The organism is Streptomyces sp. NPDC002574 (genome assembly GCF_042889545.1).
In the GTDB taxonomy this organism is placed as follows: domain Bacteria; phylum Actinomycetota; class Actinomycetes; order Streptomycetales; family Streptomycetaceae; genus Actinacidiphila.
Window position 1 is genome coordinate 127,820 of record NZ_JBIARB010000007.1, and the last position, 20,447, is coordinate 148,266.

Here is a 20,447-nt window from a genome sequence, read left to right on the forward strand (position 1 = left end):
CGCCGCTATACACGGACCCGTGGCACCTGTGGGTTCAGTTCGATGTCGCGCAATTTTCCGCGGACCCCCTCGGCGTCGGGATGGCCCATGCCGTCCAGAATGGCCAGCGCCTGCCGCAGCGCGTGGGCCGCGCCGGCGGTGGCACCCGCGGCGAGCTGGGTGTCGGAGATGTGGACGAGGGTGTCGGCCTCCAAGTACGCGTCCCGGATCTCCCGGTACATCCCCAGCGCCCGCCGGAAGCAGTCCAGCGCCTCCTCGTGTTTGTGCAGCCGGTGGTAGGCGCAGCCCAGGCTGTCCCACGCGGCGGCCTCGCCGTTGTGGTCGCCGGTCTCCTGGTGGATGGCCAGCGAACGGCGGCACTCCTCCACGGCCTTGTCGTACTCGCCGAGCAACATGTACGTCCAGCCGACCTCGTTGTGCACACTGGCCTCGCCGTTGAGCTGGCCACCGGAGCGGTACAGATCGCCGGCGAGGGCGTAGTGGCGCAGCGCGTCGGCGTGCCGCCCGTGCCGGTTGGACAGGAAGGCCCAGTAGCGGTGGACCCGGGCCTGGCCGCAGGGTTCGCCGACCTCCCCGAACAACCGCAGGGCGCGCAGCAGGTGCTCGCGCGCGCTCTCCCACCGTTCGAGCCGCCCGAGCGCGAAGCCGAGCGCCCGGTGGGCGTGCGCCTGGCCGAGGACGTCGCCCTGACGCTGCGCGGCCGTGGTCGCCGTGGTCTGGGCGGTCCGCTGCTCCTGCCACCGGCCGTTGCGGTCCAGGTACAGCTCCACGAGCACGGCCAGCCGCCAGCTGTGCGCCCCGTCCCCGTGCCGGCCGTCACGCTCGATGACGGCCAGCAGCACGGACCGTTCGGCGTCGAGCCAGTCGGCCGCGGCGCGCCGGTCGGTGAAGCGCTCGGGGAGGGTGTGGGCGGCCGGGCGGCGCAGCGCGATCCGTTCGCGGTGCGGGGCGAGCGCGGCGTCGGCGGCGTGCGCGCTGTGCAGGTAGTGGTCGAGCAGCCGGGCACAGGCCGCGGCCGCCTCCGCCGGGTCGTCGTGCTCGCCGGCCAGCTCCGTCGCGTACGCCCGCAGCAGCCCGTGGCAGGAGAACCGGCCCGGCACGTTCTCGAAGAGCAGGTGCGCCCGGACCAGCTCCGCGAGCAGGGTGCGCGTCTGCCCGGGACGCCGGGCCGCCAGGCTCGCCGCGGCGGCCACCGACCAGTCGGGCCCGGGGTGCACGGCCAGCAGCCGGAACAGCCGGGCCGCCTCCGGGCTCAGCGCGTGGTACGACCAGGAGAAGACGCAGCGCGCGTCGCCGAGCGGCGGCTCGCCGGTGAAGGCGTCGAGGCTGCCGTGGCTCTCCCGCAGCTCCTCGGCGATGGCGGACAGCGGGAAACCCGGGTTCAGGGCCGCACGGGCGCTGACGATGGCCAGCGCCAGCGGCAGCCGTCCGCACAGCGCGACGATCTCCGCGGCCGCCGCCGGTTCGCGGGCGACCCGTTCGGCGCCCAGCCGCAGGGCCAGCAGTTCCAGCGCGTCGCCGTCGCCGAGCAGGTCCAGGGTGAGGGAGCGCGCGCCCTCGGCGGCCACCAGCCCCTGGAGCTGGTGGCGGCTGGTCACGACGGCCAGGCAGCCGGGCGCGGACGGCAGCAGCGGGCGGACCTGCTCGGAGTCGCGGGCGTTGTCCAGTACGACCAGGACCCGGCGGCCGGCCAGCAGGCCGCGGTAGAACGCGGCCTGCGCCTCCAGCCCCGCGGGGATGCGGCCGACGGGTATCCCGAAGGCGTCGAGCAGGGCACGCAGCGCCTCGGCGGTGCCCATGACCGCACCCGTGAGGTGGAATCCGCGCAGGTCGAGGTAGAGCTGGCCGTCCGGGAACCGGTCGGCGACCTGATGGGCCCAGTGCACGGCCAGGGTGGTCTTGCCCACCCCCGCCATGCCGCTGATCACCACGGCCTGCGCCGGGTCCCCGGGGACGGGGAGCAGCGTCCGGGACAGCTCCAGCTCCGCGCGCCGCCCGGAGAAGGCCGCGAGGTCCCGGGGCAGCTGCGCCGGGCGCAGCAGCTCGGTACCGCCCGGGACGTCGGCCGCGGGGGCCGCGGCGTCCGCAGGGACTCCGTCGACGACGGGCACCGGGTCGTGCGGCGCCGGCCGGACCACGGCCGTGCCGTCCAGCACCTTGTGCTGTGCCTCCCGCAGCTCGGGACCGGGGTCGAGGCCGAGCTCGTCGGCGATCCGGGCCCGTACTCCCTGATAGACCTCCAGCGCCTCCGCCTGGTGCCCGGTGGCGGCCAGCATCTCGATGAGCCGGGCCTGCAGCACCTCGTCCAGCGGGTGGTGGGCGGCGGCCTGGCGCAGGGTGACGAGCACCCGCTCGGTCAGCTCGGAGCCCGCCGCCGGGGCGTACCCGGCGGCCTCCTTCACGGCGAGCAGGTGCTCGTTGTCCACCGCCGCGAAGACGGGGTGCGCCCGCACCTCCTGTGCGATGCCCGACGCCGTCGGACCGCGCCACATCCCCAGCGCCTCGACCAGGAACCCGGTGGCCCGCACCCGGTCACCCTGCAGCGCCACCTGCTGCGCCCGTGTGCGCAGCGACCGGAACCGCAGCAGGTCCAGCTCGTCCGGCTGCACCTCCAGGCGGTAGCCGCCCGCGTCCCGCACCAGACGGCGCGAGGCGGTCCCCGACGGCAGGTCGGGTTCGAGCAGCCGGCGCAGCGCACCCACGTGCCGGTGGACGACGTTGACCGCGGTCGCCGGGGGCTCCTGCCCCCACAGGGCGTCCAGGATCGCGTGCAGGGGCACCGGTTGCCCGCTCTGGGCCAGCAGCAGCGCGAACAGGGCCCGCTGCTTCGGAGGGCCCAGTTTCACCTCGGCTCCGTCCCGCCAGGCACGGACCGGCCCGAGGATCTGGAAACGCACCACCACCCGGCCAAGCTTGGCATGCCCGCCGGGCTGCGTCGCCCGCGCACGCGAACGGACCGGCGGGCGGCCCCGCGGGCGGGGTCTGTGCCCGCGACCGTTCCTTTGGCATGATCCCTTCCCATCGCACCCGTTGTTCGAAGGGATCACGCGGTGATCGTCACCGTCACGCTGAACGCCGCCCTCGACGTGACCTACCGCGTCCCCCGGCTGCGTCCTCACACCACCCACCGGGTGTCGGAGACCGCCGAACGCCCCGGCGGCAAGGGCCTGAACGTCGCCCGTGTCCTCGCCGCGCTCGGCCACGAGGCCGTGGCGACCGGGTTCGCGGGCGGCCCGGCCGGCGACCGGCTGCGGGACCAACTGGCCGACGTGGACGGCGTGACCGACGCCCTCGTGCCGATCTCCGGGACCACCCGGCGCACGGTCGGCGTCGTGGACGGGTCGGGCGGCGACACGACCATGTTCAACGAGCCCGGTCCGACGATCACTTCGGAGGAGTGGACGGCCTTCCTGGGGGTCTACCGCAAGCTCCTGGACGACGGCGCGCGGGCCGTCGCGCTGTGCGGCAGCCTGCCGCCGGGACTGCCCGTCGGCTGCTACGCCGACCTCGTGCGGGACGCGCGCGGCGCGGGCATACCCGTCCTGCTCGACACCAGCGGCGAACCGCTGCGGCGCGGACTGGCCGCCCGGCCCGACCTGGTCAAGCCCAACGCCGGCGAACTGGCCGGTCTCACCGGCGCGTTGGAACCGCTGCGTGCCGCCCGCGACGCCCGGCGCCGCGGGGCCCGCGCGGTGGCCGCCTCACTGGGCCCGGACGGCCTCCTGGTCCTCACCGAGGACGGCTCCGTGCTGCGGGCCCGTCCGCCGGCGCCCGTCACCGGCAACCCGGCCGGCGCGGGCGACTCCGCCGTCGCCGGCCTGCTGTCCGGTCTCGTCGAGGGCCTGGACTGGCCCCGCCGGCTCGCCCGCGCCGTGGCGCTCTCGGCGGCGACCGTGGCCGCGCCGGTGGCGGGCGAGTTCGACCGCGGGACGTACGCGGACCTGCTCGCGCGGATCGAGGTCACGCACGCGGAGGAGGAGCCGCGCTAGGGCGTGTGTCAAAAGTCCCGCCCGTCACGCGGCCCCCGGCGCGTCAGCTCTTGTGCTCGCCCTGCTCCAGCGACACCTGGTCGAGGTAGAAGTTGCACGTGTTGCCCGCCTCGCAGGACAGGCTCACCGTGTTCTCCCCCTTCTTCAGCGCGATGTAGCTGAAGGAGTTGGTCCAGGCGTGCTCGTAGTCACCCGCCTTGGCGTGCGACCAGTTCGACAGGCTGATCGGCCGTGCCTGCTTCGAGCCGTTGACCGTTATCGTCGCCGTGCCGTCCGCGCCGGGAACGGTGTAGTCGACGAACAGGGTGTACGCGCCGTCCTCGGGCGCGTTGAACTTCCATGTGACGGCCGCCCCCACGGTCTCCATCCCGGCGACGTACTTGCCGCCGGCGGACTTGGCCCCGGGCACGTCCGTCGCGATGGCCGCGCCGCCGGACAGGGGCAGGCTCGCCGCGTCCGTCTTGCCCGGCAGCTCGCCGCCGCCGTCCTGGCTGGCGTCGGCGGACGGCTCGTCGCCGCCGGTGCCCGAAGAGGCGGTCGGCGACGGGGAGTTCCCCGCCTGCGCGTCGCCGCCGGAGCCGTTGGCCATGGCGACGCCGATGCCGATCGCGACGGCCGCGACCACGGCGACGGCGCCGATCAGCAGGCCCTTGCTGTTGGGCCCGGTGGAGCGGGATGCCGCCGCACGGCGCCCGCCGCCGGGACCGGCGGGAGCGGGCTGCGGCATGGCCTGGGTCGCCTGCGGCTGCTGACCGTATCCCGGCTGCTGCTGTCCGTAACCGGGCTGCTGCGAGGGCTGCTGACCGTAACCGGACTGCTGCTGCTGTTGCTGCTGCGGGTAGCCGTAGGCGGGGGGCTGCTGCTGGCGGCGCTCGCCGACCCGCTGGACCTGGTTGTACGACGTGCGGGGCACACCCGGCTGCGCGACGGACGTCTGACCCGCGTCCTCGCCGTCCTGCCGGTACAGATACCCGAAGGGGTCGTCGTTCCCGGGCTCGGGGGCGCCGTTGTTGCCGGCCGTCATCCGCTCTTCACCTTCCACTGCCTATCGCTTGCACAGCACCTATCAGTGCCGGGAGGCCCGGCATAAGGGGGTGTGCTCTCCGGATGGCCAATGTTCATGATCGATTCATCCGCGGCTGTCGCGGGCGGACACATCCCTGCCCCGGGTACCCTACCGGTCCGCGAAGAGCGACCACGGATCGCGAACCCTCCGAGATGGGCCCATACGGTGGAGCCGTGACCGAAGACACAACCGGGGACGGGCCCCCGGACGCGAACGAGTGGACGGGGTGGCGGGAGGCCACCGAGCGGGCGCTGTACGGGCCCGCCGGCTTCTTCCGGCGCGAGCGCCCGGCCGCCCACTTCCGCACCTCCGTGCACGCCTCGCCGCTCTTCGCCGGCGCCGTCGCGGAGCTGCTGCGGCGCGTCGACGCCGGCCTCGGGCACCCGCCGGAGCTCGCGTTCGTCGACATCGGCGCGGGCGCCGGAGAGCTGGTCAGGGCGGTCCTGGAGGCCTTTGACGAGCCGCCGCGGCTGCGGGTCTGGGCGGTCGAGAAGGCGCCGCGTCCGCCGGGGCTGGACGAGCGCGTGGTGTGGTGCGCGGAGCCGCCGCGGGGGGTGCGCGGGCTGCTCTTCGCCAACGAATGGCTGGACAACGTGCCGGTCGACGTCGCGCAGACGGACGCGGAGGGCGTCGCCCGGTACGTCCTGGTACGCGCCCGCGACGGGGCCGAGCGGCTGGGCGACCCGGTGGCCGGCGCGGACGCCGCATGGCTCGACCGCTGGTGGCCGCTGACGGGTGCGGAGGAGGGGACCCGGGCGGAAATCGGCCGGTGGCGGGATTCCGCCTGGGCCGACGCGACGGCCGGCCTCGACGCGGGACTCGCCGTCGCGGTCGACTACGGGCACGTGGCCGGCGCCCGGCCGCCGTACGGGACGCTCACCGCCTTCCGCGAGGGCCGCGAGATCTCCCCCGCCGTGCCCGACGGCTCCAGCGACGTCACCGCGCACGTGGCCATGGACGCCTGCGCCGCCGCGGGCGCCGACGGTGCCACCCTCACCACCCAGCGCGACGCCCTGCACGCCCTCGGCGTCACGGGCGGCCGCCCCCCGCTCTCCCTGGCGTCCACCGATCCCGCCGGGTACGTCCGCGCCCTGGCCGCCGCCGGCCAGGCCGCCGAGCTCACCGCCCCCACCGGCCTCGGCGGCTTCCTCTGGCTCAGCCTGCCCGTCGCGCCCAACCGGGCCGCACGGACGGCCCGGACGGGTGGGAAACTAGGCGCATGACGGAGACCACGATCGGGATCGGCGGCGCCGCCGAAGGCACGGACATGGTGCTGAACATCGGCCCGCAGCACCCCTCGACGCACGGCGTGCTGCGGTTGCGGCTGAAGCTGGACGGAGAGCGGATCAGCGAGGCCGAGCCGATCGTCGGCTACATGCACCGGGGCGCGGAGAAGCTCTTCGAGGCCCGCGACTACCGCCAGATCATCATGCTGGCCAACCGCCACGACTGGCTCTCCGCCTTCTCGAACGAACTGGGCGTCGTCCTGGCCGTGGAGCGCATGCTCGGCATGGAGGTGCCGGAGCGCGCGGTGTGGACCCGCACCCTGCTCGCCGAGCTGAACCGGGTGCTCAACCACCTGATGTTCCTCGGCTCGTACCCGCTGGAACTGGGCGGCATCACACCGATCTTCTACGCGTTCCGCGAGCGCGAGGACCTCCAGGCGGTCATGGAGGAGGTCTCCGGCGGCCGTATGCACTACATGTTCAACCGCGTCGGCGGCCTCAAGGAGGACCTGCCGAACGGCTGGTACGGACGCGCGCGCGCCGCCGTGGCGCAGGTGCGCTCCCGCATGGGGACGTTCGACGACCTGGTGCTGGGCAACGAGATCTTCCGCGGCCGCACCCGCGGCGTCGGGGTGCTGCCCGCGCGGGACGTCCACGCTTACGGCGTCAGCGGCCCGATCGCGCGCGCCTCGGGCGTCGACTTCGACCTGCGGCGCGACGAGCCGTACCTGGCCTACGGGGAGCTCCAGGACACCCTGAAGGTGGCGACCCGCTCCGAGGGCGACTGCCTGGCCCGCTTCGAGATGCTGCTGCACCAGACGTACAACGCCCTGGACCTCGCAGACGCCTGCCTGGACCGGCTGGCCGAACTGCCCCCGGGCCCGGTGAACCAGCGGCTGCCCAAGGTGCTCAAGGCCCCGGAGGGCCACACCTACGCCTGGACGGAGAACCCGCTCGGGCTCAACGGCTACTACTTGGTGTCCAAGGGCGAGAAGACGCCGTACCGGCTGAAGCTGCGCTCGGCGTCCTACAACAACATCCAGGCACTGGCCGTGCTGCTGCCGGGCACCCTGGTCGCGGACATGGTGGCGATCCTGGGCTCGATGTTCTTCGTCGTGGGCGACATCGACAAGTAGCCCCCGGCAGGGGCAGCGGCACCTACGACGACCGCAACGACTACGAGGACTGGGCGCGCAGCTCGCTGAGGTCGAGCTGCTCGGTCTCGTCGTGCGCGGTGAGGTCGATGACCTCGGCGCCGGACTGCAACGCGAGCGCCTCGTCCCCGACGACGTCGGCGAGGTCCGCCTCCGCGGCCCCCTCCGCGCCCGGCGGCAGCTCCTTCGGCTGGCCCTTGGCGTTCTTGGCCGTACCGAAGAAGTCGAACCCGCCCTGGGCCCGGGAGGCCTGCTTGTGCGGCTTGGCGTACGGAAGGACGGCCGCGGCGACGGCCGGCAGCGCCTTGGGCTGCCGCACCGGCAGCGCCGGGTTGCCCGCGGGACGCTCCAGGACGCCGGTGGTGGCCACGGCACCGTCCGAGGCGGCGTGCCGGCCGTGCTGCTCGTCGGAGTCCGCCACGTCGCGGCGGCGGGCCTCCTCGACGGTGGCGGCGGCCTGCTGGCGGGCGGCGTTGCGCGAGAGGTCCTTGAGCGCCGCGGCGGCCCGCAGATAGGCGGTGGGGCCGAGCGCGTTCGCCGGCACCGGCAGCGCGGAACCGGCGGCCTGGCGGGCCAGCACACGGCCGTCCTCCAGGGCGCGGGCGCGCTCGGACTCGGCGGTGGCGTAGCGGCGCAGCAGATCGGCGTGCTCGGTGCGCAGCCGGGCCAGTTCGGCGCGCTTGCCGCGCAGCTTGTTCTCCAGCTTGCCGCGCAGATCGCGGGAGTCCTCGAGGTCGACCTCCAGCTCCGCGATGCGCTCGTCGGCGCGCCACTCGTCGCGCACGCGGGCAGTCTTGAGATCGGCGACCTGCTTGCCGGCCGAACGGTCCCAACTGCGCAGCAGGAAAGCACCGGTACCGGCGGACGCCGCCGCCGCGAACACGAGGACACGGAGCAGCGCCGGATCACCGATCGCCAGCCCGCCGAGCGCGAGAGCCGCGGCGGAACCGGCGACCGTCACGGGCGGCAGCAGCCTGTGCAGCGGTTGGGAATGGCGGTGGCGTCCACGTGGCATGCCAAGGAACTTAGCGTGCCCGTGAGTCGCATGGGGCTCCGCCATCCGATTTCTCACTGAACATACAACGACAAATACGGAGGGCATCCGCACCGATACCATGCGTGGCCCCGATGCCCTGCGCGGACGAATTCCGACCCCGCCCAGCACCGCGGCGGGCCCTTGGACGTGAGGTGTTCCCCGGCCACACGCCGGCCGTCCTCCTCCGCTCCACACGGGCCTGCCGGACCGGCCTCGGCCCCCGGAGATCACTGGCGGGCGGGCGGCGGCCGCGTGACAATCGGCGGGAGGGCCGCCGGACGGCGTCCCGACGGGGAGCCGTGAGATGAGCACACCGCGGGACTTGCTGATCACCGCCTCGGAGCCGGCCATCGGCCGCTCCGTCGAGCAGGGCGATCTGTCGCTCGCGCTCGCCGGGGCCGAAGCCGTCGACCTCATGACCGCCGGGGCCGTGACGCTGGCGGACGACCGTCTCGTGCCCGGCGAGCGGTCCCCCCTGGCGGACCCGCTGCTGGACCGTGCCGCGGCGGCGCTCAACCGCCAGGCGCCGTACGAGACGGTCGCCGACTGGCTGTGGCGCCGGGGCCGGGACCTGACCCCGGCCTACCTGGCCGCGCTGGAGGCGGACGGCGAGCTGGAGGAGAGGCGGCAGCGCCGCTGGGTGGTCCTGCGGACGACCTCGATCGTGCCCGCCGACACCCCGGCCCGACGCCGCGCGGCGCAGCGCTGGGCGGCGGCGGAACCCGTACTGGCCGGTCTCGGGGCGGCCGTGGGGCTGCGTGACGCTACGCCGCCGGTCGCCGACCCGGGGACGGCGACCGTACTCGCCGCCGTGGGCGACGCCGTGGGCGAACTGGCCGCCGAGCGCCGGCGCCGCGCGAGGCGGCGGCAGGACGCCGCCGCCGAGAACGTCCGGCGCGGCTACTGACCCCCGTGCGGGGGGGGACCGCTACGCGCGGCCCCCTATGACCCCGTTGCGGTGGTCGTCCTCGTCCTCGGGGAGCCGGCAGACCCGCTCCATGAACAGCGCGGCGGCGCACACCGCGACACCCGCGATCACCGCCGCGCCACCGTAGATCGCCTGGTTGCGGCGGGGCTCGTTGTCGAGCTCGTACATGATCAGGAACACGACCGCGCCGCCGTACATACCCGCGACCAGAGCCGCCACCAGCGCGCTCGCCTGGCCGAAGACGACCGCGCGGGCGGCCAGCAGCGGGTCCACTCCCTTGGCGCCGGGGCGCCGCTCACGCTGGGCCCGCAGCCGGGACCGCAGCGACAGCGCGGTCGCGGCCAGCACGACCGCGATCAACGCCAGCACGATGGGGGCGGCCACCGGCACGCTGGGCAGCGTGCCCACCGAGTCCCAGAGCTTGGCGCCGGCCCAGGAAAGGACCCCGGCCACGACGAAGAGACCGACCAGGGTCCTGATACGCAGCGCCTTCACCGAGTACTCGCTCCCCACATCGACGGACACAACGACGAAGTCGTCAACGATTACTCGGGCAGCCTGAGTTCCACGTCACCGCGGGACCAGACCGCCTCCCGCCCCACACCGGCCAGCAGCCCGGCCACCGTGCCCGCGCCCGGCAGTTCCGCCGCGGGGTCGATGTCGTGCCACGGCGCGAGCACGAACGCCCGCTGGTGCGCCCGCGGGTGCGGCAGCGTGAGCTCCGGGTCGTCGGACACCACGCCCTGGTAGGCGACGATGTCGACGTCGATCGTCCGGGCTCCCCACCGCTCGGTGCGGGTCCTGGCGAAGGCGTCCTCGATGGCCCGGCCGCGCTCCAGCAGCGAGGACGGCGGCAGGGTGGTCTTGATCAGGACCACGGCGTTGAAGTAGTTCGGCTGGGAGCCCGGTTCGACGCCCCAGGGCTCGGTCTCGTACACCGGCGAGACCTTCTTCACGCGGACGCCCGGAGTGTCCTCCAACGCGTCCACCGCGCCCTGGAGGGTGTCCAGGCGGTTGCCGAGGTTGCTCCCCAGGGAGATCACGGCGTACTTGGGGTTCTGCAGCGTGGAGTCCGCCGCGTCGACCTGCGCGACAACGGAGGCCGGGACGGGCTGCACGGTGGGGTCGTAGCTCACGGGCGCCTCCGGATGATCGATACGGTCACGTCGTCAAAGGGAACGGTGATCGGGGCCTGCGGCTTGTGCACGGTCACCTCCACCTCCTCCACCAGCTCGTGCTCGAGGCACTGGTCGGCGATCCGCTGGGCGAGGGTCTCGATGAGGTCCACCGGCTCGCCCTGCACGACGGCCGCGACCTCCTCGGCGACGATCCCGTAGTGCACGGTCCTGGTCAGGTCGTCCGTGGCCGCGGCCGGCGCGGTGTCCAGCCCGAGGACGAGGTCCACGACGAAGTCCTGGCCCTCGCGGCGCTCGTGCTCGAACACGCCGTGGTGCCCACGGGCTCTCAGGCCACGCAGCGCGACTCGGTCCACGATGCACTCCCACTGGTCGTCGAACGGATGGACGAATTGGACGAGGGGGCAGGACGCAACAGTACGCCCTTACTCGAATCTACCTGCGACCGCCGACAGCCCCCAGTACCGGGGCAGCGGGGGCCCGAACGACCCGCGCTTACCCCGTAGCGGAGGCCCCTACTCCGCACCCGTCGTCCCATTGGCACGAACGGGTGGCACCCACCGGGGTGTTCAGGCCGCGCCCTCGCCGCCGTCCGCGCCGTCCCCGTCCTCCTCGTCGTCCTCACCGGCACCGGCCATGACCGGGGAACCGTGGTGCACCCACAGCCGCCACCCCTCCGGTGTGCGCCGGAACACATTCGTGGCCACCACCAGACCGCCCACCAGCGAGCCCATCTCGCCCTCCTCCTCGGCGGGGCCGCCGGTGAGGATGTTCTCGGTGCACGTCACGAGCGCGGTGTCCCCGTCGACCGCGACCTCCACGTCCGTGAGGAAGAACTGGATGTACTCGGTGTTCGCCATGATCAGCGCGTACGAGCGCATCACCTCGCGGCGGCCGCGCAGCACCGGCCACCCCGGGTGCACCACCGACACCGTCTCCGCCAGCGGGCCGGTCAGCACCAGCTCCTCCAGCGCGTCCAGGTCCGAGCGCTCCACGGCGTCGTAGAACGCCTGGTTCGCCTGCTCGACCTGGGCCGCCTCGGCCGTGCGCGGCGTCACCGCGACACCCCCCGCGCCACGGGACGACCCCGTCGCCCGCCCCGACCCCACTGCCACCGCTCGCTCATCGCGCCCCTTCGATCGCCCGCGCCACACGGACCGCGTCCGCACTGTCGTGCACCTCGTGCACCCGCACCGCCCACGCCCCGCGGCTCGCGGCGATCGCGGTCACCGCGGCCGTCGCGGCGTCCCGCTCGCGCGCCGGCGGCGGATCGCCGCCCTCTCCGGCGAGGACCCTGCCGAGGAACCGCTTGCGCGAGGCCGCGATCAGCAGCGGGCGGCCCAGCGTCCGCAGGTCCTCCATGTGCGCGATCAGCGCGAGGTCGTGCTCGGCGTCCTTGGCGAAGCCCAGACCGGGATCGAGGACGATCCGCTCCGGGTCGATGCCGCCGGACACCGCGGCGTCGAAGCTGCGCCGCAGCTCGTCGGTGACCTCGCCGACCACGTCCGCGTAGACCGCGCGGTTGTTCATGTCGATGCTCTGGCCGCGCCAGTGCATCACGACGAAGGGGGCGCCCGACGCCGCCACGACCGGGATCATCGCCGGATCGGCGAGGCCGCCGCTGACGTCGTTGACCAGCGCCGCGCCCGCCCCGACCGCCTTCTCCGCGACCGCGGCACGCATCGTGTCGACGCTCACCACGACCCCGGCCCTGGCCAGTTCACGGACCACCGGGATCACCCGGCGCAGTTCCTCCGACTCGTCCACGCGCGCCGCGCCCGGGCGGGTCGACTCGCCGCCGACGTCCACCAGGTCGGCACCGGCCGCCACCAGGTCCAGCCCGTGCTTCACGGCCAGCTCCGGGTCGAACCACTCGCCGCCGTCGGAGAACGAGTCCGGCGTGACGTTCACCACGCCCATGACCGCGCACCGGTCCCAGGACGGCAATCCGGCCACCTGGCCGCGCATCGTACCCATGAGGTCAGCCTATGTGGCGGCCCGGACACCGGTCACCGAAGACGCCGGGAGGCCCAGGCGGGCAGGGCCAGGGTGACGAAGCCCTCGGCCTGCATCGCGGCCAGGCCGATCCGGGGCAGGTCCTTGGTGGCGCGGAAGACCAAGAAGCGGGGCAGCCACTCGGGCTGGAACTTCGCGTTGAACTTGTACAGCGACTCGATCTGGAACCAGCGCGACAGGAAGACCAGCAGCCCGCGCCAGGTGCGCAGCACCGGCCCGGCGCCCAGCCGCTCCCCGCGGGCCAGCGCCGAGCGGAACATCGCGAAGTTCAGCGAGACCCGCTTCACCCCGAGTTCCGGAGCCCGTTGCAGCGCCGCGACGATCAGCAGCTCGTTCAGACCGGGGTCGGCGGCCCGGTCGCGCCGCATGAGGTCCAGCGACATCCCGTCGCTGCCCCAGGGCACGAAGTGCAGCACCGCCCGCAGTGCGCCGTCCGCGTCGTGGGCGGTCGCCACCACGCACTCCGCGTCGGACGGGTCGCCGATCCGGCCCAGCGCCATCGAGAAGCCGCGCTCGGTCTCGGTGCCCCGCCACGCGTCGGCCGCACGGCGGATCACCTCGCGCTCGCCCTCGTCCACCTCGCCCACCCGGCGCACCTTGCACGCGTAGCCGGCCCGCTCGATCCGCTTGACCATCTGCCGTACGTTGCGCATGGCCCGCCCGGACAGCGAGAACGCCGCCGTCTCCACGATCGCCTCGTCGCCCAGCTCCAGCGCGTCCAGCCCGGTCTCCCGGGTCCACACCTCGCCGCCGGTCTCGCTGCAGCCCATCACCGCCGGGATCCACGCGTGCGCGCGGGCCTCCGCCATGAACCGGTGTATCGCGCCCGGCCAGGCCTCCACGTCGCCGATCGGATCACCACTGGCCAGCATCACCCCGGACACGACGCGGTAGCAGACCGCCGCCTTGCCGCTCGGGGAGAACACCACGCTCTTGTCCCGGCGCAGCGCGAAGTGCCCGAGCGAGTCCCGGGCGCCGTGCCGGGCCAGCAGGCAGCGCAGCCGCTCCTCGTCCTCCGCCGTCAGTTCGGCGACCGGGTGGGCGGGACGCAGTGCCAGGTACGCGGTGGTCGCGGCAATCAGGAAGCCGAGCCCGCCCAGGGAGTACGCGACGACGTCGGCCGCCTGGTCGCTGGCGTAGCCGACCGGCCCGTCGAAGCCGAGCAGCCCGTACACCACCTCGGTGAACCGCTGCGCCACCGTCGGGTCGCCCCTCTCGGCCGCCGGGTGCGCGCTGACGATGAGCAGTCCCAGCAGCACGCTGAGCCCGCTCAGTCCCGCGAACGCCGCCACCGCCCGCCATCGCGTGCGCGGATCGCCGAGCGCCGAGAACTCGGCCCGGTAGCGGATCAGCAGGGCCAGCAGCACCGCCGACAGGACCGCGCCGCCCAGCGAGTGACGGTGCAGCAGCTGCGCCACCCCGCCGATCGGCAACAGCACCACCGCGGCCCGCCAGGCGCGCTTCTTCCCCCGCTTGAGGGCGTGCGCCAGCATCAGCATGAGGATGCCGGTCACCACGGCCGCCGCGGCGGCCACCGACGTGACGGTCCCGGGGACGACCCCGGCCAGCACGTGCATCCGGCTGTAGCGGAACCGGGGGAAGATCCCGGCCGCCAGGTCCATCAGCCCGACCAGCGCGCACGCCGTCCCCACCGCACGAGGTGACGCCGCGGCGGGCAGCACCGCGGGAAGCCTCCGCTCTGCTCCCCGGGAAACCCGTGCGCCGGGGTCTTCCTCTGCGACGACAGACATGGCCCACCAAGCTCCAGCGATGCGGAAAAGTCCCGTACGCCCGACTCGCGTACGAAGATGTGCGCCCAGTAGGACGTGAACACCCGCCCGAGGGTTCCGTCGGTGGCACAACCGTGTCCCCCCGGATACCGAACCTTTCCGGGGACCCTCGCCGGACACCGCCGGCGATCAGCTCATCGCGACATGATCATGCTCATGGCCTCGGCCCGCGTGGCCGGGTCGCGCAGCTGCCCGCGCACCGCCGAGGTGAGGGTCTTGGCGCCGGGCTTGCGGACCCCGCGCATCGTCATGCACATGTGCTCGCACTCGATGACCACGATCACACCGCGCGGTTCGAGTATCCGCATCAGGGACTCGGCGATCTGCGTGGTCAGCCGCTCCTGCACCTGCGGACGGCGGGCGAAGACGTCCACCAGCCGCGCCAGCTTGGACAGCCCGGTGATCTTGCCGTCCGCCGACGGGATGTAACCGACGTGCGCGACGCCCACGAACGGGACCAGGTGGTGCTCACAGCTGGAGAGCACCTCGATGTCCTTGACCAGCACCATCTCGTCGTGGCCGAGGTCGAAGGTGGTCGTCAGCACATCCTCCGGCTCCTGGTAGAGCCCGGCGAAGATCTCCCGGTACGACCGGGCCACCCGTGCCGGGGTGTCGCGCAGGCCCTCCCGGTCGGGGTCCTCGCCCACGGCGATGAGCAGTTCGCGGATCGCGTTCTCGGCACGCTTCTCGTCGAACTCGCCGATGGGGCTCAGCTCGCCCTCAAGGGTCACCGGGTCGGTCATGTGTGCCTCGTTCCTCGTACGCCGTACCACGCGGAAAAGCCGCGCCCCCCAGGATAGGAAACCTGGGGGGCACGGCGGACATTCCGGTGAGCGTGAGCGTTGCCACGCCGGGGGCGTCAGCCCTCGGTGCCGGGGTCCTCCGGGAGCTCGACGCTCTCGGCGGACTTGCTCAGGGAGCCGGCCGCGGTGGCCGTTCCGTTGGCCGACGGCTGGGTGCCGTTGGTCAGGGCGAGCTCCTTGGGCGAGAGCACGGGCGGGCGGGTCGACGGCGTACGCCGCGAGGAACCCGTCCAGGCCGGCCGCGGCGGGCGCTTGACGATCTGCTTGAAGACCTCGGCGATCTCCTCCTTGTTCAGCGTCTCCTTCTCGAGGAGGGCCAGAACGAGGTTGTCGAGGACGTCGCGGTTCTCGACCAGGATCTCCCACGCCTCGTTGTGCGCGGTCTCGATGAGCTTCTTGACCTCTTCGTCGACCAGCCCGGCGACCTCTTCCGAGTAGTCGCGCTGGTGGGACATCTCCCGGCCGAGGAACGGCTCGCCGTCACTCGTCCCGAACTTGATCGCGCCCAGGCGCTCGGTCATGCCGTACTGGGTGACCATCGCACGTGCCGTCGTGGTGGCCTTCTCGATGTCGTCCGCGGCACCGGTGGTCGGGTCGTGGAAGACGAGCTCCTCCGCCGCGCGGCCGCCCATGGTCATGGCCAGCCGGTCGAGCATCTCGTTGCGCGTGGTGGAGTACTTGTCCTCGTCCGGCAGCACCATGGTGTAGCCCAGGGCACGGCCGCGCGACAGGATCGTGATCTTGTGGACCGGGTCGCTGTTCGGAGAAGCCGCCGCGACCAGGGCGTGTCCGCCCTCGTGGTACGCGGTGATCTTCTTCTCCTTCTCGGACATGATCCGGGTGCGCTTCTGCGGGCCGGCCACGACGCGGTCGATGGCCTCGTCCAGCATCGAGTTGTCGACCAGCTTCTTGTCGCTGCGCGCGGTGAGCAGCGCCGCCTCGTTGAGGACGTTGGCGAGGTCCGCACCGGTGAAGCCGGGGGTGCGGCGGGCGACGGCCTTGAGGTCGACGTCCGGCGCGACCGGCTTGCCCTTCTGGTGGACCTGGAGGATCTCCAGGCGGCCCTGCAGGTCCGGACGGTCGACGGCGATCTGCCGGTCGAAGCGGCCGGGACGCAGCAGCGCCGGGTCCAGGATGTCGGGGCGGTTGGTGGCGGCGATCAGGATGACGCCGCCCTTCACGTCGAACCCGTCCATCTCGACCAGCAGCTGGTTCAGCGTCTGCTCGCGCTCGTCGTGCCCGCCGCCGAGGCCCGCACCGCGGTGCCGGCCGACGGCGTCGATCTCGTCGACGAAGACGATGGCCGGGGCGTTCGCCTTGGCCTGCTCGAACAGGTCACGGACCCGGGAGGCACCGACACCGACGAACATCTCGACGAAGTCGGAACCGGAGATCGAGTAGAACGGCACACCCGCCTCGCCCGCGACGGCACGCGCGAGCAGCGTCTTGCCGGTTCCGGGCGGGCCGTACAGCAGCACACCCTTGGGAATCTTGGCGCCCACGGCCTGGAACTTGGCCGGCTCCTGGAGGAACTCCTTGATCTCCTGGAGCTCCTCGACCGCCTCGTCCGCGCCTGCGACGTCGGAGAAGGTGGTCTTCGGGGTGTCCTTGGTGATCAGCTTGGCCTTGGACTTCCCGAAGTTCATGACCCGGGAGCCGCCGCCCTGCATCTGGTTCATCAGGAACAGGAACACGACGACGATCAGCACGAAGGGCAGCAGCGAGAGCAGGATGCCGACGAAGGCGTTCTGCTTCGAGGGAGCGACCGTGTATCCCTGCGGGAGCTGGCCGTTCTCCGATTTCGTCTGCAGCGTCTTCGCGATGTCGACGCCCTGGTCGCCGATATAGCTCGCCTTGATCTTCGAGGAGCCGAGGTCCTTGCCGTTGACCTTGGCGCCGTCCTTCAGCTGGACCTTGATGGTGCTCTCGTCACCAGTGGTCAGCTCTGCCGACTTGGCCTGATTCGTGTCGATCGCCGCGATGACCTGGCCGGTGTCCACCGTCTTGTAGCCGCCGGACGAGCCGACGACCTGCATCAATACGACCACGGCGAGGACAGCCAGCACGATCCACATGACTGGCCCACGGAAATAGCGCTTCACGTCCATCCATGCGGGGCGATCACGCCCCGTCCCTCCTGCCACAGTGAGGCACAGCGGCCGGAGAGCCGCCGGTGCATCCGGTGTATGAACCGACCTTCGGACGGTACCCCAGCATTGTCACCCGAAGTCGCCGGAGACCGTTAACAAACAGCGTTACCACCCTCCAACGCCGCGGAGGGCGTGAGGGTTCCCGCAGGCCTCAGCCGCCGTACACGTGCGGCGCAAGAGTGCCGATGAACGGCAGGTTCCGGTACTTCTCCGCGAAGTCGAGGCCATAGCCGACCACGAACTCGTTCGGGATGTCGAATCCGACGTACTTGACATCGATCTTGACCTTGGCGGCATCGGGCTTCCGCAGCAGCGTGCAGACCTCCAGCGAGGCCGGACGGCGCGAGCCGAGGTTGCTGATCAGCCAGGACAGGGTCAGGCCGGAGTCGATGATGTCCTCGACGATCAGGACGTCACGGCCCGCGATGTCGGTGTCCAGGTCCTTGAGGATGCGCACCACGCCGGAGGACTTGGTCCCGGCGCCGTACGAGGACACGGCCATCCAGTCCATCGTGACGTTGGAGGACAGGGTGCGGGCGAGATCCGCCATGACCATCACCGCGCCCTTGAGGACGCCGACGATGAGCAGGTCCTTGCCTTGGTAGTCCCGGTCGATCTTCGCCGCCAGCTCAGCCAGCTTGGCGTCGATCTCTTGCTTGGAGATGAGCACCTTCTCGAGGTCGGTGCCCATGTCGTTCTCGTTCACCCGTACAACTTCCGGCTCGGTCTACAAGGCCTGGAAGAACAGTCTGCCATTGCGCCGCCCGACGGCGACTCCGCCCGGCAGGTTGAGCGGCTTCTGGCCGCGCCAGGCGGTGAGCAGGCGGTCGGTCTCCTCGATGTGGCGGGCGAAGAGCGAACCGGCGGGGGAACCCGCGGCGAGGGCCGCGCGGCGCAGCACCCGGCGGCGGACGGCGGGGGGGAGCACGAGCAGGCGGGAGATGTCCAGGCCGCCCTCGGCGTCGGAGGCGGACCGTTCCGCCTCGGCGGCCCACTGGTCCAGTGCGTCCGCGTCGTCGCGGGAGAGCTGGGCGGTACGCGCCAGCGCCTCGACCACGCCCTTGCCGAGGGACTTCTCCAGCACGGGCAGCGCCTCGTGGCGGACGCGGGAGCGGGTGTAGGCCGGGTCGTGGTTGTGCGGGTCCTCCCACACGTCGATGCCCTGCGCCAGGCAGGCCTTGCGGACCGTGTCGCGGTCCAGCAGCAGGAACGGGCGGCGGTAGCGGCCGTTGACCGACGGCATGCCGGACAGCGACCGGATGCCCGAGCCGCGGGCCAGCCCCAGCAGCACCGTCTCGGCCTGGTCGTCGCGGGTATGGCCGAGCAGCACCGCGGACGCGCCGGCGCGCTCCGCGGCGGCGTCGAGGGCCGCGTAGCGGGCGTCACGGGCGGCGGCCTCGGGGCCGCCCTGGCGGCCCACGGTCACGGCGACCGCGTCCACCGGGTCCAGGCCCAGGCCGCGCAGGCGGGCGGCCACGTCCACGGCGCGGACGTCCGAGCCGTCCTGGAGGCCGTGGTCGACGGTCACACCGCCGGCGCGCACGCCGAGTTTGGGGGCCTCGAAGGCGAGCGCGGTGGCGAGTGCCATGGAATCGGCGCCGCCGCTGCAGGCGGCGAGCACCAGCGGGCTACCGCCCGCGTGGTCGGTCAGGACGTCCTGGAGTACGCGGCGGACCGCGAGGCGTATCGCCGCGACCGCGGGGTGGGGACCCATGTCCGGTTTCCCTCCTGAAGAGCACTGGCGGAGCAGTGGAGGCAGTGGAGACGGTGGAGTGACGCAGGGTAGCTAGATGGTGACAGACAGCGTGCAATACCCGAGCATTGCACGCTTACGCTGCGCCGACGGTCCCTCGGACGGGTGAAAGGAACAGGCGAAAAGACGAGCAAAGGGCGGCTGGAACAACGGCTGGGGACGGGGTGGGGTAACGGGTGGGGAGGGGGTGCGCCGGGGCGGGAACGGCCCCCGCGGGTCAGGTCTCGGTCCTGCGGTGCACCCGCGCCACCCAGTCCGCCGGTTTGGCGATCTCCAGCTTCGTCGGCAGCGTGTTGGGCGAGGTCCAGATCCGGTTGAAGCCGTCCATGCCCGCCTGGTCGACCACGGCCCGCACGAAACGCTCGCCGTCCCGGTACTGGCGCAGCTTGGCGTCCAGCCCCAGCAGCCTGCGCAGCGCCTGGTCCAGCCGCCCCGCGCCGCTCTGCCGGCGGACCTGGAACTTCTCCCGGATCTCGGCCACCGACGGCACCACGTCGGGGCCGACGCCGTCCATCACGTAGTCGGCGTGCCCCTCCAGCAGCGACATCACCGCCGTCAGCCGGCCCAGGATCTCCCGCTGGTTCGGGGTCTGCACGAGGTCGATCAGGCTGCGGCCCTCCTCCGGCCCGGCGTCGACCGCCTCCTCCTCCGCCTCGGGACGACCGCCGGAGAAGGACTGGAACGCCTCGCGCAGCCGCTCGATCAGCGTGGAGGGGTCAATCTCGGTCTCGCCGAGGAAGGCCTGGACCTCCTGCTCGATGTGGTCGCGCAGCCACGGGACGGCCGTGAACTGCGTGCGGTGGGTCTCCTCGTGCAGGCACACCCAGAGCCTGAAGTCGTGCGGGTCCACGTCGAGTTCGCGCTCCACGTGGACGATGTTGGGGGCCACCAGCAGCAGCCGGCCGGTCCGCGGCTCGCCCGGTCCCGGCACCGCCGGGCCGGCCGGCATGTCGCGGGACGCCGGGGCGAACGTCTCGTACTGGCCGAGGACGCGCGAGGCCAGGAAGCTCAGCAGCATCCCGACCTCGACCCCGGTCACCTTGCCGCCGACGGTGCCGAGCACGGCGCCGCCGGGGCCGCCCGGCTTGCGGGCCTGCATCTTGTCCAGCAGCGGCTTCAGCACCTCGCGGAAGCCGGCCACGTTGGCCTTGATCCATCCTGGGCGGTCCACGATCAGCACGGGCGTCCCGGCGTCCGCGGGCTCCTGGTCCCCGAACATCCGCGTGAACGCCCGTACGTGGGCCTCCGACTCCTTGGCGTACCCCCGCAGCTCCGCGACCACCGCGCGCGCCTCGTCCCGGCTGACCTCGGGTCCGGGCCGCACGAAGCGGGTCGCGGTCGCCACCGCGAGATTCCAGTCGACCATCTCCGCACCACCGATGCTCGTCATTCCTTCACGG

General features: G+C 72.7%; 18 protein-coding genes. 4 read left to right on the forward strand and 14 right to left on the reverse strand.

Translation table 11 applies throughout. The features are described from left to right. Window positions 1–5 precede the first annotated feature (5 nt). The gene (locus ACFYXS_RS18055; RefSeq protein WP_389249113.1) at window positions 6–2,903 is read right to left on the reverse strand and encodes a BTAD domain-containing putative transcriptional regulator; all 2,898 of its coding nucleotides are present in this window, start codon (window positions 2,901–2,903) and stop codon (window positions 6–8) included. Between the two features lie 147 nt (window positions 2,904–3,050). On the opposite strand from ACFYXS_RS18055, the gene ACFYXS_RS18060 reads away from it, so the two are divergent. Continuing rightward, on the forward strand, window positions 3,051–3,989 hold the full coding sequence (locus ACFYXS_RS18060) for a 1-phosphofructokinase family hexose kinase (protein ID WP_389249115.1): 939 nt from the start codon (window positions 3,051–3,053) through the stop codon (window positions 3,987–3,989). 43 nt (window positions 3,990–4,032) lie between these two features. Here the strand turns inward: ACFYXS_RS18060 and ACFYXS_RS18065 are convergent, their stop codons facing one another. Next, window positions 4,033–5,013 (reverse strand): carbohydrate-binding protein, encoded by a 981-nt coding sequence (locus ACFYXS_RS18065; RefSeq protein ID WP_389249117.1) that lies wholly within the window; start codon window positions 5,011–5,013, stop codon window positions 4,033–4,035. 215 nt (window positions 5,014–5,228) lie between these two features. Between ACFYXS_RS18065 and ACFYXS_RS18070 the strand changes: the two genes are divergently transcribed. Together ACFYXS_RS18070 and ACFYXS_RS18075 are read left to right on the forward strand one after the other, a co-directional pair. Beyond that, on the forward strand, window positions 5,229–6,278 hold the full coding sequence (locus ACFYXS_RS18070; RefSeq protein WP_389249119.1) for an SAM-dependent methyltransferase: 1,050 nt from the start codon (window positions 5,229–5,231) through the stop codon (window positions 6,276–6,278). Further along, window positions 6,275–7,417: an NADH-quinone oxidoreductase subunit D gene (locus tag ACFYXS_RS18075; protein WP_389249121.1), complete on the forward strand. Its 1,143-nt coding sequence runs from the start codon at window positions 6,275–6,277 to the stop codon at window positions 7,415–7,417. The genes ACFYXS_RS18070 and ACFYXS_RS18075 overlap by 4 nt, the downstream gene beginning before the upstream one ends. Before the next feature lie 40 nt (window positions 7,418–7,457). Here the strand turns inward: ACFYXS_RS18075 and ACFYXS_RS18080 are convergent, their stop codons facing one another. Beyond that, window positions 7,458–8,450 carry a hypothetical protein gene (locus ACFYXS_RS18080; protein ID WP_389249123.1) on the reverse strand — a complete coding sequence of 331 codons (993 nt, stop codon included), beginning with the start codon at window positions 8,448–8,450 and terminating at the stop codon, window positions 7,458–7,460. A gap of 325 nt (window positions 8,451–8,775) precedes the next feature. Here ACFYXS_RS18080 and ACFYXS_RS18085 point away from each other — a divergent pair, with 325 nt between their 5' ends. Continuing rightward, on the forward strand, window positions 8,776–9,378 hold the full coding sequence (locus ACFYXS_RS18085) for a GPP34 family phosphoprotein (protein ID WP_389249125.1): 603 nt from the start codon (window positions 8,776–8,778) through the stop codon (window positions 9,376–9,378). Window positions 9,379–9,399: 21 nt separating this feature from the next. Here the strand turns inward: ACFYXS_RS18085 and ACFYXS_RS18090 are convergent, their stop codons facing one another. The 11 genes from ACFYXS_RS18090 to ACFYXS_RS18140 all read right to left on the reverse strand — a co-directional run bounded on the left by ACFYXS_RS18090 (window position 9,400) and on the right by ACFYXS_RS18140 (window position 20,437). After that, window positions 9,400–9,894 carry a DUF3180 domain-containing protein gene (locus ACFYXS_RS18090; protein ID WP_389249867.1) on the reverse strand — a complete coding sequence of 165 codons (495 nt, stop codon included), beginning with the start codon at window positions 9,892–9,894 and terminating at the stop codon, window positions 9,400–9,402. A 50-nt stretch (window positions 9,895–9,944) separates the two neighbouring features. After that, the gene (gene folK / locus ACFYXS_RS18095) at window positions 9,945–10,556 is read right to left on the reverse strand and encodes a 2-amino-4-hydroxy-6-hydroxymethyldihydropteridine diphosphokinase (protein WP_389249869.1); all 612 of its coding nucleotides are present in this window, start codon (window positions 10,554–10,556) and stop codon (window positions 9,945–9,947) included. Beyond that, entirely contained in the window at window positions 10,532–10,891 is a 360-nt protein-coding gene (folB, locus tag ACFYXS_RS18100) for a dihydroneopterin aldolase (RefSeq protein WP_389249127.1), read from the reverse strand. Before folB ends, folK begins: the two co-directional genes overlap by 25 nt. A gap of 213 nt (window positions 10,892–11,104) precedes the next feature. Next, window positions 11,105–11,593, reverse strand: coding sequence for a nuclear transport factor 2 family protein (locus ACFYXS_RS18105; protein WP_389249129.1), 489 nt, complete (start codon window positions 11,591–11,593; stop codon window positions 11,105–11,107). Window positions 11,594–11,657: 64 nt separating this feature from the next. Beyond that, entirely contained in the window at window positions 11,658–12,512 is an 855-nt protein-coding gene (gene folP / locus ACFYXS_RS18110; protein WP_389249131.1) for a dihydropteroate synthase, read from the reverse strand. A gap of 32 nt (window positions 12,513–12,544) precedes the next feature. Further along, a complete protein-coding gene (locus ACFYXS_RS18115; RefSeq protein WP_389249133.1) occupies window positions 12,545–14,302 on the reverse strand; it encodes a phosphatidylglycerol lysyltransferase domain-containing protein in 1,758 nt (585 codons plus the stop codon). Window positions 14,303–14,475: 173 nt separating this feature from the next. Further along, a complete protein-coding gene (gene folE, locus ACFYXS_RS18120; RefSeq protein ID WP_389249135.1) occupies window positions 14,476–15,084 on the reverse strand; it encodes a GTP cyclohydrolase I FolE in 609 nt (202 codons plus the stop codon). A 116-nt stretch (window positions 15,085–15,200) separates the two neighbouring features. Further along, window positions 15,201–17,252 carry an ATP-dependent zinc metalloprotease FtsH gene (gene ftsH, locus ACFYXS_RS18125; RefSeq protein ID WP_389249137.1) on the reverse strand — a complete coding sequence of 684 codons (2,052 nt, stop codon included), beginning with the start codon at window positions 17,250–17,252 and terminating at the stop codon, window positions 15,201–15,203. A 193-nt stretch (window positions 17,253–17,445) separates the two neighbouring features. Next, window positions 17,446–17,985: a hypoxanthine phosphoribosyltransferase gene (hpt, locus tag ACFYXS_RS18130; RefSeq protein ID WP_389249871.1), complete on the reverse strand. Its 540-nt coding sequence runs from the start codon at window positions 17,983–17,985 to the stop codon at window positions 17,446–17,448. 36 nt (window positions 17,986–18,021) lie between these two features. Next, on the reverse strand, window positions 18,022–19,008 hold the full coding sequence (gene tilS / locus ACFYXS_RS18135; RefSeq protein WP_389249139.1) for a tRNA lysidine(34) synthetase TilS: 987 nt from the start codon (window positions 19,006–19,008) through the stop codon (window positions 18,022–18,024). Between the two features lie 256 nt (window positions 19,009–19,264). Further along, window positions 19,265–20,437, reverse strand: a complete 1,173-nt coding sequence (locus tag ACFYXS_RS18140; RefSeq protein ID WP_389249141.1) for a zinc-dependent metalloprotease — start codon at window positions 20,435–20,437, stop codon at window positions 19,265–19,267. Window positions 20,438–20,447 lie beyond the last annotated feature (10 nt).